The following is a 13,305-nucleotide window of genomic DNA, read 5'->3' as shown; positions in this document are numbered from 1 at the left end:
ATAAGCCCTATAGCCCCGCTCAGTATGAAACTATATTGCGGGGCTACATTTGTAGATTCTGAATAAAGTTGGAAACGTTTAAATAAAGATGGAAACAACTGAATAAAGTTGGAAAGTAAAAGGGCTCAATGAGCCCTTTTACTTTGTATTGTCGTGTAAACAATATTAAATCTCACCGCCAACGCCTTTAAACTTATCAACAAAAGCAGCAATTTTCTGGAAAACGAGTTGCTTAAGAGTGCGATATTTTGGATTTAAAGGACTCAATTTTGGTAAAGCATCAGTGAGTGCTGTACCATTTTCTGACGCAAATTCTCGTTTTAGAGAAAAAGAAATATATCGCTTTGCAGCTTCTTCATTCAAAGACTCTGATTCAATAATCTCTTTTGCTTCTTTGACCTGCTCCGCCTGGGCGAATTTGAAGAAAGCGTCGATAATGCTGGCTTTGTCATTGATCTCATCTAGGTTTGTCTGGTTAATAAAATCAACCACTAAGCTCTCTTTCGCTCTATTGCCAAGGCTGCTGCGGATCATACGACGAACTTCTTCAATCAAGCCTTCTTTGCTCTTGTTCTTCTTATTGTGCTCAAAAATCAGTTCAAGAATGTAATCGAGGTTTATTTCTTGGGATTTAAGCAAATCAATTTCAAAGACCACATCGTCCCAGTCTACCGTTGACTTATCTTTGTCCTGACCTTCTTTATCGCGTCGCAACCAGTCGCGGGTATCGTTGTAGGTAGAGCGATAATCTTGAATAGCACGCTCGCTTGGCATATCGATGGTTTGCATTGCCTCGATGTCAGCATCATCCAGATAGTACTTTGACTTGAACTCTTCAACAGCTTGTTCATCACTGGTATCTAGGCTTTGCAGTGCTTTCAAGCCTGCAAATTCATCGTAGTTTTGTAAAATATTTTCTGCTTTTAGGTATTCACCAAACAGCTTGGCAAATTCTTTTTTATCTTGTTCTTTTTCAATATTTTCCGGGTTTGGAAAACGTTCTTGCAGCTCTTTGACGATATCAACAAAACCTCGACGCGCCTGGCCAGTAGCAATATCGTTAAAGCCTTCCATGTATTCTTTGTAGCTCTTCTCCAACACTACGTTTTTGGTGTTTTTATCACCAAACAAAGTGATGGCGTCAATGGTTGCCTGCTCTAAGTCCCGGAAGGTAACAATATTGCCAAAGGTCTTCGTTGCATCATAAATGCGATTGGTGCGAGAAAACGCCTGCATCAAGCCGTGATAGCGCAAATTCTTGTCAACAAACAAGGTATTGAGCGTCGGCGCATCAAAGCCCGTTAAAAACATACCAACCACTATGAGCAGATCTATTTCTTGATTCTTCACGCGCTGGGCAAGGTCACGGTAGTAATTCTGAAAGCCATTACTGTCCACGCCATAGTTAGATTTAAACATGGCGTTGTAATCCGTAATCGCGGCGCTCAAAAACTCTTTCGCGCTGCTGTTCATCGCGCTAACTTCAAAGCTCTCATCTAAAATATCACCGATAGCGTCCTGCTCTTCATTGGCTGCAAATGAGAAGATAGTCGCAATGCGCAGAGGCTTACTTGTGGGTCCATTCTCAGCCTCGGCCTGCAATGTTTTGAAAGTTTCATAGTACGCTTTCGCTGCATCAACACTACTGACCGCAAACATGGCGTTAAACCCTTTGGCACCAGAATAGGCTCGATGCGTTTTCTGGTTAAAATGGCTCAGAATATACTGCGAGATTTCACGAATGCGCATTGGATGTAAGAACGCTTTCTTATTCTCGGCGGCACTGAGCTTCTTTTCATCCTGCTCAGTCTCAATGCTCTTAAATTGCGGACGAACATCGTTATAGTCCACTTTGAACTTAAGTACTTTTTCATCACGAATGGCATCAGTGATCACATAAGTGTGCAACTGCTGGCCAAACACGCTGCCCGTGGTTTCAGCACCCAAGGCGTTTTCAGGGAAAATTGGCGTACCGGTAAAACCAAACTGGTAGTACTTTTTGAATTTCTTCTTCAGATTTTTCTGCGCTTCACCGAACTGGCTTCGATGACACTCATCAAAAATAAAGACAACCTGCTTGTTGTAGATAGCTAAATCGCTTTCGCTTTTGATTAAGTTGTTGAGCTTTTGGATTGTGGTAACAACAATCTTGTTATCGTCTTTGTCCAGGTTACTCTTAAGCCCTGCGGTACTGTCTGAACCGTTCACACTATCAGGTGAGAAGCGCTGATACTCTTTCATGGTCTGATAGTCGAGGTCTTTTCGGTCCACCACAAAAAAGACTTTATCGATACAGTCTAAATCGGTGGCCGAACGTGCCGCTTTAAAGCTAGTGAGTGTTTTTCCTGAACCGGTAGTGTGCCAAATGTACCCACCGCTCTCCTTATTTTGATTACTAGGAGAGCTCCAATTCTTAGCGTTAAACGCGCTCTTTATCTTCCATAAAATGCGCTCAGTAGCCGCAATTTGGTAAGGGCGCATCACGAGTAAGGTATTGCTGACGTCAAATACCGAGTAACGCAAGATCACTTCAAGCAAGGTCTCTTTCTGGAAAAAAGTGGCGGTAAAGTCTTTTAAATCCTTAATCAGCGTATTGTCTGACTTCGCCCAGTTCATCGTAAAGTCGAAGCTGTTTTTGTCGCGCTTAGTGGTATTGGCAAAATAGCGCGTGTCGGTGCCATTCGAGATCACAAACAGCTGCAAGAACTTGTACAAGGAGTGATCGCTATTAAAGCTTTCTTTGCTGTACCTATGTATTTGATTAAACGCCTCACGGATCGCCACACCACGCTTTTTCAGTTCAATTTGCACCAAAGGCAAACCATTGACCAAAATCGTCACATCATAACGGTTAGCATGGCTTCCCGTTTGTTCAAACTGCTTAATGACCTGAACCTTGTTACGAGCAATGGTCTTCTTGTCGAACAGGTAGATGTTTTCGATATGGCCATCATCGAAGACAAAATCGAAGATATAGTCACTGTGCACCTTGCGGGTTTTGTCGAGAATATTGTCGCTGGGTGTGTTCAGGTATTGCTCGCAAAAGCGAGCCCACTCGGCATCGGTAAACTCGACCTTATTGAGGGCTTGCAACTGTTTACGCACATTCTCCAGCATGGCATCGGGTGTCGTTAACGCAGGTAAATACTCATAGCCCTGGTTGCTTAGGTCCTGAATCAGTTCACGCTCTAAATCACCTTCGCTCTGGTAGCCCTCAGCAATTTGGTCTTGGCGTGTGTATTTATCTAACACAATAAAGTTGTTCGATTCTGCAACTGTTTTATACGTTGTCATTATTTTAAATCCTTTTTTCGTGTAAACAGTGGTATGTTCCAAAATGGAACCAGCCACTGCATCGCATTATTCTTGTACTTGCCAATGGCCGGTTTTATCTGAACCTATTCGGGTTAATTTACCTTCTTTTTGCAACTTGCTCATGGCGCGACCAATGGTTCTAACGTCTTTATTCAAGGTATCAGCGAGTTGTTGTCGGGTCAGCTCGGGCGTGCTAGTAAGCAAGGCTAAAATAGCCTCAGGCGTTTTAAGGCCCGTTACATTGATAAGGGTATTTACAGGGGCGTTTTTACCTTCTTTTAGAGGGGCGTTTACAGAGGCGTTTTGCACCAACGTTTGCTGAATAACCGACAACATAAAATGAATAAACGGCGTGCTATCCGCTTGGTTATCCGCCTGCTCAAGGGCGTGATAATAGGCTTGCTGATGGTCTTTAATCACACTTTCTAGCGGCAAAGATAAAAACAACGGATGCCACTTGGACAAAATCAGCGTTTGCCATAAGCGCCCCATTCGGCCGTTACCATCGGCAAAGGGGTGAATAAACTCAAATTCGTAATGGAATACACAACTGGCGATCAATGGGTGATCTTTTGTTTGCTTAAGCCATTGGATCAAATCGGCCATTAAACCGGATACTTGATGCGCAGGCGGCGCAACATGGTGCACCACACCACCTTTATGGATACCCACGCCTTTACTGCGAAACTCACCCGCATTTACAAGAATATCTGACAGCATTAAACCGTGAGCTGTGAGTAAATCGTTAATGGTGGCGGGGGTAAATGTTGGCAGTGCATCGTAAGCGGCAATTGCACCTTTTACCTCGGCCAGCTCACGCACACTGCCCAATACGGGCTTACCTTCAACAATGGCGGTGATTTGTTCTTCAGTTAAGGTATTGCCTTCAATCGCCAGCGTACCAGTAATGGTTTTAATGCGGTTTTGCTTGCGCAGTTGCGGCGAGGCATTGAGCTGGCTGGCGTTTAACTCACCCACCTGCTGGCTGATTTGTGCCACCAAGTTAAGAATATCGGTGGTGATGGTAAAAGGTGGTTGGTAGGCCATTAAGCTGCCTCATCTGAATGAGATTTCGGGAAGCTCAACAACAGGTCACGATAATACTCGTATTGCTTTCGACGTAACTCGATTTCGCGTGGGAGACCTTCGGTGATGGAGTTTGTAATTGCATCGAAGTTATCTAGTATAGAGACTATACGAGATTGTTCCTCTGGAGTTGGAACTGGAATAAGTATTTTCGCTAAATTATCAGCATTTACTCGTCGTACTTTTGTGCCTGTAATGTATTGCCTTTTTTGTTTCTGGAAGTGCTCTGTTTGAAAGAAATATGAAACATATTTTGGATTAAGTTTATGTCTATAAATACAAGCATCGCTACTTACTGCTATATCATCATTTCCTAGCCAAGCAACAGCCTTGCATACATCTTCATCATTTTCACTAGTTGTCGCTATAACTAAATCACCAGATTTTGCTTTACGAGCTTTCTTGGCGAACTCTATTGAAACACAAGTTTTTGTTTCACTTGTATAAGTTCCGTAGTACGTATAGATCTGACCATAATGAATACAGCCAACGCCAGTTTCAGTAAAATCCTTTTTCTGCAATCCACCACCACGAATAAACTCACCAACACTTTCATGCCCCATAGGTAAGTACTCAACCTCACCATCTTCAAAACTCAACAACTGGTCGCGGTAGTAGTTGTATTGTTTTTTCCGCATGTTAAGCTCGGCGGTCAGCTCGGCGGTCATGGCGGTAAATGCGTCCAGAATACGCACTATTTCAGCTTGTATTGCCAGCGATTTTTCTGGGTTATCTGGGCATGGGATAGGAACTAACCGGCTTTCTATAGCTCCTTTGCTCACGTGCATCATTGTAGAACCAGTTGCATGCTCACCTTGAAGTGCTTTTGTATCCCATTCAAGCAAATAGAAGAGGAATTTCTTCAATATCTGGCCAGCATTAGGGATAACCTTCCAAATATGGTAGTGATAGATGACCTTTCCACCTTCCCAAATTCGCGGTCCAAATGAAGCCGACCATGCATATAAGAGATCACCATTATCGCAATATTTATCTTCATCTAGCTCTAAGTCTGAGTAATACCAATTTGCATTAGTAAAGAAGTTCCCGACCCTCAAGACAGGATACTTACCTTGCTCCAATAATTCCGGCTTTTTATATGCTCTACCATTGATAAATCGCGCTACTTCTCCCAATGGCTTCCACTCAACCTCAACCCCATCTAGCAGTTTTTCCATGTAACTCAAATGACTCATGCTTCAAGCTCCTCACCTTCAATTTCCGCGACAATGGCGTCAATATCACTGCGAAGTTGATCGATTTTGGCGACAGTGGTTTTGAGCTCTGCATTAAGCTCTGCTATATCCACTAACTCGCGATTATCTTTCGCTTCTACATAACTGCTCACCGAAAGGTTGTAGCTGTTGCCTGCGATAACATCCAAATCAACGGATTTGGCAAAGTGATCCACGTCCTCTTTGCTGGCAAACACCTTGATGATCTGCTCAATGTGCTCATTGCTTAGGGTGTTGTTATTGGTTTCTTTTTTAAACAAACCGCTGGCATCAATAAACTGGGTGGTGGTGTCGGTTTTATGTTTAGACAGCACCAAAATATTTACCGCAATGGTGGTGCCAAAGAACAGGTTAGGTGCCAGTGAAATCACGGTTTCGACATAGTTGTTATCAACCAGATATTGGCGAATTTTTTGCTCAGCACCACCACGGTAAAAAATTCCGGGGAAGCAGACAATGGCTGCACGGCCTTTGCTTGATAGGTAACTGAGCGCATGTAATACAAAGGCAAAGTCGGCTTTTGATTTAGGCGCGAGCACACCAGCGGGCGCAAAGCGGTCATCGTTGATTAGGGTTGGGTCGTCGCTACCCATCCATTTCACTGAATAAGGCGGGTTAGAGACAATCGCATCAAACGGCTTGTCGTCTAAAAAGTGCGGTTCGGTTAAGGTATCACCCAACTGAATATTAAACTTGTCGTAGTTAATGTTGTGCAAAAACATATTCATACGCGCCAAGTTGTAGGTGGTGTGGTTGAGCTCTTGGCCAAAAAAACCATCTTCAATGATATGCGCATCAAAGTGCTTTTTAGCTTGTAACAGCAACGAGCCCGAACCCGCCGCAGGGTCATAAATTTTATTGACACTGGTCTGGCCGTGCATGGCGAGCTGCGCGATCAGTTTTGAAACGTGCTGAGGGGTAAAAAATTCGCCACCGGATTTACCCGCATTGGCGGCATAGTTTGAAATAAGGAACTCGTAAGCATCACCGAATAAATCAATTTGGTTTTCTTCAAAATTACCGAAGGTTAAACCTGCCACGCCTTTTAACACCGCTGCAAGGCGTTTGTTTTTTGCCTCTACCGTATTACCCAGACGATTACTGGTGGTATCAAAATCCGCAAACAAGCCTTTGATGTCTTTTTCTGACTCATAGCCATTGGCTGAGTTTTCGATTGCAGCAAAAATAGCCGCCAAATCCGTATTTAAATTTTCATTCTTGTGCGCATTAGCCGCCACATTGCTAAACAACTGGCTAGGGTAAAGAAAATAGCCCTTGGTTTTAATGGCATCTTCTTTAGCAAACTTGATGTTTTCATCATCATCGACCATGCCCGCATAATTAACGCTCTCATCTCCGCCAGTGATGTAGTTGACAAAGTTTTCACTGATAAAACGGTAGAACAGCGTACCCAGTACATATTGTTTAAAATCCCAACCATCCACTGAGCCTCTTACATCGTTGGCAATCGCCCATATTTGGCGTTGAAGTTCGGCACGTTGTTGTAAACTTGTCATTTATAATTCCTATTAAACTGATACTAATACGTGTCACTCGACACGTATGAAAAATTCTAACTTGAGGGACAATTTGCGCGTTTAACCTAAATTCTATTGGTATCCAAACCCGCAGCCTTAAGCCTGGAGGTTAAGTTACGCATCTTGCTGAACTCAGTTCCCAAACTTTGTTTTAGCCCTACACCTTCACAGAATTCTTTTGACGTGATGTGCTTGAGTTCATCGGCGAATTTGATCATTTGCAGGTGTAATTCAGCCATATACTGATTGCGTGGTGCATTAGCGAGTGCCAATTTGATTTGCTCAAAAATGGTTTGTTCAGACATGTTCAGGACTTCGTTTTTATCATTTAGCTAAATTAGCTAATTTGGCAATAATATGCAAAGACTATCGTCAGAGTATCTCAACAGTGGTCATTTGATGATCGCGAATAGCTAAATTTTTGGTATCTCAACAACATAAATGTTGTTATTTCATCATGAACTGCAATTTTTTTGACCTTCTAACATACTGAGTTTTTAATAAAAACAATGGTTATGTTTTGTAATTCAGACAGTTAACGACTTTTCGTAGATCCATTTAGATCCTTATTTTGCTATAATTTGATCACGTAAAAACTGCTATTGATTCAAGGATTGAATCAGGTTTTACAGTTTCCGTTTAAATTTGGAGGTAAAGCGGATGGCGAACTATGTTCAAAACGCAAGGAAGTATGCAAAGTGGGTTAAAGAAGGTCGTGGGCTAGGTCAAAAAGAGGCTTATAAGCGACTATGGTTATCAATGCTTACCGCAACCTACTATAATTAATGGAATTGAACAGGTAAAATGCCCAACTTTCGACGAATAGAAAAACCGAGCCAAATAGGTCACGGTGGAATAAGTAAGGGTTTGGTTTTGAAAGCGACCGAGGTCTGGCAATAATATTGTTTGTGAAAAACCTAGTAATCAATACTTGAGCTCATTTACTTAAACGCTGTCGACAGGTTTTCTGATCTCAGTACGCGCATGATATCAACACTTTCGCCCGTTATTTTAAAGTAGATAGCATGTGCTTTTGGTATACACTTCGTCTATACCCTTTACGGATATGATTCACAGTTTGGTAGTGAAGTGGGTTTGCTGCGATATTTTGAAATTGAATGATTAAGCCATCAACATATGTTTTAGCTTTAGTTAGGCCAAAATTGTCGATACCATATTCAAATAGCAGTTCTAAGTCTTTGTCGGCGGCATAACTTAATCTATATGCCGTCATTCGTCTGCTTTTTAGCTAATACAGTGTTAACAATATCTTCTGCATTTCTTGAGCTAAAACCACTTTGTTCCGCTTTAATGAGTTCTTGTCTGAGCAGTTCAATTTCATTACTGCGCATTTGTTCTTTTCTGATCAAATCACGTAATAATTCACTGTCACTTGCGTAACCACCCGTCGCAAGTTGCATTTGCATCCATTTCTCTTGCTGCTCAGTTACTGTGATACTCTTTTTTACCATTGCCATAAACACACACCTTAAGGGGGATTAAATCCTACTTTATACCGCTGGAGATAAGTTTAGTTATATAGGGCTTGAATATCAACTTATGTGACGTTAATTGATTTTCTGGTGTGTCTGGAAAGATTGGCCATACTGAGGCGCAATATCGTAAGTGGATTAAGGCAGGGCGTGGAGCAATACTTACAGAGCTATGCATATTTACCCTAATGTGAAGCACTGCACACTTGGCTGAGTATCAATTTAATAACTAAATTTGACCTCGGCTTTTCTTTTTAATTGGCTTGCCACGTTCTCGGCAAATTCAAAGGTGTTAAAGTTGCCTTTAAAGTAGGAAATATCATCTTGCTCGGTGTAAGTGCTGTCTAGTACTTCTCTAAAATCCAGAATATCTTTTAGGTTTTCGGTGTTTACATCATATTTGCCCCACGCATTGGCCTTACCATCAGCGCCTCTGTCGTAGGCGAGCCCTTTCATCATGACATCGGGGATTTGTTTGGCTAATTGCACAAGCTCAGTGTTTTCATTGAGCTTTTCCTCTAGAAATGCTTTGTTTTCATCACTGATAGGGCCACTTACAACCAGTTGGCCACCTTCATCAACAGAAAAGCCCCATTCCAGTTTTGCCAGCTCAGGATCTGATTTTTGCAGCTCGCTCATAAAGTCTTGATAATGGGATTGCATATCTCTGAATAAACTGGGTAATTCACCAAAATAAAGTGTTTGAGACACCTTCGCAAACCGCTCTGGCTCATAAACACTCACAGACGTTATTTCAATGTCGTGCAGGTTTTGGTTGTTTACCAGAGCTGGGTCATCGTTCATATCGCTTTGCGCATGCTGTTGTTGGGCGGCAATGTTGAGCTCATCGCTAATGGGCTTTTTGCTGTCAGATACTTGCGTTGTGGTATTAAGCTGGGCCTGATTAATGGCTGGGTTACCTATCTTCATAACATAGTCCTTATACGTGAAGAGGCTTTATTTATCGGTAGGTTGTTTAAATAACTTTAGTGAAACTAACACGACTTTTGCGCTGACTCCAAGTAACTGAAGCTAGTATAGGAGCAATTAAAAAAACGCTTATCCCAAAACCCATAGACACCATAAATTGATGTGATGTCTATGGACGATATGGTTGCTCAATATCTCTGGCTATTATTTGGCTTTTTGCACATGCCCGTCGGCCACAAACCAAGAGAGGTCGGTATTAACGATGGGGTAGGCTTCTTTGCCTTTGCATAGTGTGCCGTCTTTTGCTTGGCAGTTGTTGTTTGCGGGTTTATCCCACTGGGTATTTTGATTCCATGCCCATGGTTTTATCATGCATGGATCGCTGCCTGGCATGCCGTAGTCTGCTAATAGGCTGGGGCATTGTGCATTTTGATAGTTGGCTCTGCCAACGCCTGCGGCATATTCGCCTTGGTCTGGTGCTTTGCTTACGGCGCCAGCTCGGCGATGGCAGTTTTGGCAGTTAGTGCCCAGAGGGTGGATCACGGGTTCAATGTAGGGGTTCATTGATACAGGCAACATGGTGATTGCATCGCCATCAGGTCTTTGTGTTGCCCACTTTGGCGGGGTATCTGTAAAGTAATTGCTGGCAACGACTTTTTCGCCGTTGATTTCATAATTGATGCCGTAGCTGTCTGTTAGCAGATAATTCTCGCGCCATGTTTTACCTACTTTTTTGTCCAGTGAGGCAACCGTTTTACGGTTTAAACCGGAGTATTTGTATGCGGTTGCTTTGTAAGCGCCAGCTTGGCCAAAACAGTGGTTGTATTGGTCAACAGGGCAGTCTTTTAGGCTGTCATTCATTGGGCTCCACCACACACTTTGAAACGCCCACGTGTCTATTTCTTTGGTATTCACATGCATGGCCACTACCACTAAAAAGTCGCCCGCTTCAAAGCCGTTAGAATCATCGCCATAGGCCCAGATGGTGGCTTGATCTAGCAGTGCTCTATCGGTGGCAGTAAAGGCGTTATTAAGCGTTTCTTCAGATACTTGTAAGTGCATAAAATCATTTACTTTATATATGCTGGGAGATTGTGTGGTGATGGCCGATGCCCCTTCTACATGGGCAAGTTCTAAGCTTGCGCTAGATGCCGCCGTACACTTTTTACCACAGGTATCAATGGCAACCACTTCACCCCATTGTTCGTAGCCTAGGTAGTCGGCATTGCTGGCATAGCTTTTATCTTTGAAGTTTTTGGGCACCCATGGTGGTAGTGCACCATAGCGTACTCGGCAGCCTTGCTCGTTTTGTTGAGCGTTAGGGTTACAGCCTTTTACTGGCCAAAACATGTGTTTGGTTGATATAAACTCCGTGTTAAACCAGCTAGCGACTTTGTTGGCCGCTATTTTGTCGTTATCTTTTGCATAAAGATCTTTGAGTGTTGCTGAGCCAGAATACAGCGCGTTATTTTGAATGGCATCCCACGCCTGAGTGGTGAGTGACTCTGTCGCTATCATCACATCGCCTTGATTCACAAAGGCAGTACCATCACAAATACCGCTGGCGCTTGGGCAAACGAGGTCGGGGTAGCCTTGCGCGGTACACAATTGATCCAATGTCTTCCATGCTTGTAATTGGTCTTTGCTTGATTTTTTAGGGTCATAAGCAATCGCCAATTGCGGTTTTACTTGCTCTTCTTGCAACCCACATTGTTTAACTATGGCAAGTGCAGGTACTTTGTATGTTGGAATGGTGCCAACGGTGTTCACCGTTTGTGTTTTAGTTGGATCTGGGTTTTGCTTACTTGCTTGAGCATCAAGAATTTGGGTCGATGATGCATCGGCTGCAATCGCATGTGAAAAGTTGCGGTTAATTTGAATAAGTCCCGCAACAGCAGAGTTGCTGTTGTTTGTATTGCTTGCCCCTAAAGTGCTGGTGCTGTTAGGTGAGTAGGGTAAGCCCGTATTTGGCCAGCTTAGCCAAAGCGGAAACACACCGCTGCATGCGCTTTGTTTACTGGTGTTTTCAGCCCAGCAACCTTGAGTGCCAAACATGGTTGAGGTATTTGTTTTGCTATCGTACCCCGAGTTCTCTAAGGGAGAAGAAATACCAGCCCACAGCTGCCAGCCGTGTGCGCGAACGGTTTTACGGCTATCTTTACTTTGCTGTTGTACCGCGTTGTTTAATGCAGCTGTACACTTTGTTGGGTCGCTATTGATTGGGCACCAATCAGACCAAGTTGGCAGCGGTTGATAGGGTCCAAAATGTGAATAGGTTTGTTGCGCTACGGGTGTTGGAGTGGGTGTGTTGCTGGCTGGTTTATCAGAATTCGAACAGCTGCTTGATAGTGCAACGGCAACCGCCACGATGCTTATCCGTGACAATATGTTTTTTGTTTTCATCGTTATATCCTTTAGTAACAAGTCTGTTGCAAACTTTTGCGTCATTCCTCTGGGCAGTGAACAGCATGTCGAACACATTGATTTTTTAGCAATGCAGGCACATCTATGTCGGCAAATACATGTAGGGCTTTGTATTGTTGACAGACACTAAAAGTGCGACCGAACTAGACTACTCAGACTGATGTTAAGAATAGGTGGATATTGGTTTTTTGCTACTGGGTTTAAGTATTTGGCCCTTAACGTTAAATAGTGCAGGCTAAATGTTGAGTGGCGCTGAGCTTATTGCAGCCTAGTTAGGCATATAAACGGTAGGCTGGGCTACCGTTTATAGGTCAAATCGTGCTGGATTATTCTGTTGCTCGCTTTTGTTTTATATAGTTTTTAAATTCACGAACAGGGTAGATAGATACCGATGCAACCATTGCGAAGTTACAAGTCAATCCACCGATTAAGTAAACGATATTGAGTTCGTGATAGTCAAAATACACTCTCGCCACAATTTGCATCATGTTCAATAAGATAGTGGCTATTACAATATACGCACATCTGCGCGCAGTGGGAGAGAAAGTGCAACCGCGTATTAAGTGAAGTCCAAAAAGAGTCACAAGCATTGAAAACGTCGTAATCATGCTGCTTGTGTAAAACAGCTTTATTTGTTCTACCTTATCAATTTCTAAACTTAAGACGTATCGCGCGACTTCGGTACCGATCAGGTGAAATATCAAAAAAACAGAGTGCAGACAAAAAACATGAATGAAGCTCGTGATGTTGTATTGTTGGTAAGTCTTTCCTTGCACCAAAAAAAAGCTTCCATCTTAACTGATAAAACTTAGTGATAAGAAAGATAACAACTATCAACTTGAATCGCCCCGAGTTTGCCAGAGACTCAATAACTTGAGAAACTGGAACTATGAAAAAATCAAATCGCTATACACCAGAATTTCGTGAACGTGCAGTAAGACTTGTTACTACTCAACAGCATGAGTATCCCTCACTTTGGGCTGCGCTAGTATCGATTTCCGATAAACTGGGTTGTACACCAGAAACACTTAGAGCATGGGTAAAGAAGTCTCAAGCTCAGCTACATAAATCACCTTCAAACTCTCAATCAGCCGAAGAGCGACTTGCAGCATTAGAGCGCGAGAATAAAGAGTTGAAACGAACCAATGATATCTTGAGGCAAGCTGCCGCTTTTTTCGCCCAAGCGGAACTCGACCGCAAACAGAAATAAGCGTGGCTTTTATTGATGCTTACCGCAAGCATTACAGTGTCGAGTCAATATGCAAGGAATTGCCGATTGCACCT

At 42.9% G+C, this 13,305-nt stretch carries 12 protein-coding genes and 1 other annotated feature; of the genes, 2 read left to right on the top strand and 10 right to left on the bottom strand.

All coding sequences use genetic code 11. The features are described from left to right. Window positions 1-165 precede the first annotated feature (165 nt). From HC733_RS13275 to HC733_RS13255, 5 genes are all read right to left on the bottom strand, one after another. Window positions 166-3,294: an HsdR family type I site-specific deoxyribonuclease gene (locus HC733_RS13275; protein ID WP_190365528.1), complete on the bottom strand. Its 3,129-nt coding sequence runs from the start codon at window positions 3,292-3,294 to the stop codon at window positions 166-168. A 66-nt stretch (window positions 3,295-3,360) separates the two neighbouring features. Next, on the bottom strand, window positions 3,361-4,362 hold the full coding sequence (locus tag HC733_RS13270) for a Fic family protein (RefSeq protein WP_190365527.1): 1,002 nt from the start codon (window positions 4,360-4,362) through the stop codon (window positions 3,361-3,363). Further along, window positions 4,362-5,597: a restriction endonuclease subunit S gene (locus HC733_RS13265; protein ID WP_190365526.1), complete on the bottom strand. Its 1,236-nt coding sequence runs from the start codon at window positions 5,595-5,597 to the stop codon at window positions 4,362-4,364. Before HC733_RS13265 ends, HC733_RS13270 begins: the two co-directional genes overlap by 1 nt. After that, a complete protein-coding gene (locus HC733_RS13260) occupies window positions 5,594-7,153 on the bottom strand; it encodes a type I restriction-modification system subunit M (protein ID WP_190365525.1) in 1,560 nt (519 codons plus the stop codon). The genes HC733_RS13265 and HC733_RS13260 overlap by 4 nt, the downstream gene beginning before the upstream one ends. A gap of 86 nt (window positions 7,154-7,239) precedes the next feature. Continuing rightward, window positions 7,240-7,479 (bottom strand): HTH-like domain-containing protein, encoded by a 240-nt coding sequence (locus HC733_RS13255; RefSeq protein ID WP_190365524.1) that lies wholly within the window; start codon window positions 7,477-7,479, stop codon window positions 7,240-7,242. 355 nt (window positions 7,480-7,834) lie between these two features. On the opposite strand from HC733_RS13255, the gene HC733_RS23405 reads away from it, so the two are divergent. Continuing rightward, entirely contained in the window at window positions 7,835-7,960 is a 126-nt protein-coding gene (locus tag HC733_RS23405) for a hypothetical protein (protein WP_274602031.1), read from the top strand. A 220-nt stretch (window positions 7,961-8,180) separates the two neighbouring features. On the opposite strand, the gene HC733_RS13250 is transcribed toward HC733_RS23405, so the two are convergent. The 5 genes from HC733_RS13250 to HC733_RS13230 form a co-directional block, all read right to left on the bottom strand. Continuing rightward, the gene (locus tag HC733_RS13250; RefSeq protein ID WP_238937543.1) at window positions 8,181-8,408 is read right to left on the bottom strand and encodes a type II toxin-antitoxin system RelE/ParE family toxin; all 228 of its coding nucleotides are present in this window, start codon (window positions 8,406-8,408) and stop codon (window positions 8,181-8,183) included. After that, window positions 8,395-8,652, bottom strand: coding sequence for a ribbon-helix-helix domain-containing protein (locus HC733_RS13245; RefSeq protein WP_190365523.1), 258 nt, complete (start codon window positions 8,650-8,652; stop codon window positions 8,395-8,397). Before HC733_RS13245 ends, HC733_RS13250 begins: the two co-directional genes overlap by 14 nt. A 237-nt stretch (window positions 8,653-8,889) precedes the next feature. Continuing rightward, complete coding sequence (locus tag HC733_RS13240) at window positions 8,890-9,597, bottom strand: hypothetical protein (protein ID WP_190365522.1); 708 nt, start codon at window positions 9,595-9,597, stop codon at window positions 8,890-8,892. Between the two features lie 204 nt (window positions 9,598-9,801). Next, the gene (locus HC733_RS13235; RefSeq protein ID WP_190365521.1) at window positions 9,802-12,000 is read right to left on the bottom strand and encodes a hypothetical protein; all 2,199 of its coding nucleotides are present in this window, start codon (window positions 11,998-12,000) and stop codon (window positions 9,802-9,804) included. A 347-nt stretch (window positions 12,001-12,347) separates the two neighbouring features. Continuing rightward, the gene (locus HC733_RS13230) at window positions 12,348-12,611 is read right to left on the bottom strand and encodes a hypothetical protein (protein ID WP_190365520.1); all 264 of its coding nucleotides are present in this window, start codon (window positions 12,609-12,611) and stop codon (window positions 12,348-12,350) included. Window positions 12,612-12,910: 299 nt separating this feature from the next. Between HC733_RS13230 and HC733_RS13225 the strand changes: the two genes are divergently transcribed. Beyond that, window positions 12,911-13,231: a transposase gene (locus tag HC733_RS13225; protein WP_190365519.1), complete on the top strand. Its 321-nt coding sequence runs from the start codon at window positions 12,911-12,913 to the stop codon at window positions 13,229-13,231. Further along, window positions 13,189-13,305: a sequence feature (AL1L pseudoknot), on the top strand. It overlaps the preceding gene by 43 nt.

The sequence above is a fragment of the Pseudoalteromonas sp. S16_S37 genome (genome assembly GCF_014694405.1).
Classification (GTDB): Bacteria; Pseudomonadota; Gammaproteobacteria; order Enterobacterales; family Alteromonadaceae; genus Pseudoalteromonas.
This window is presented reverse-complemented; position numbering and strand designations above follow the sequence as displayed.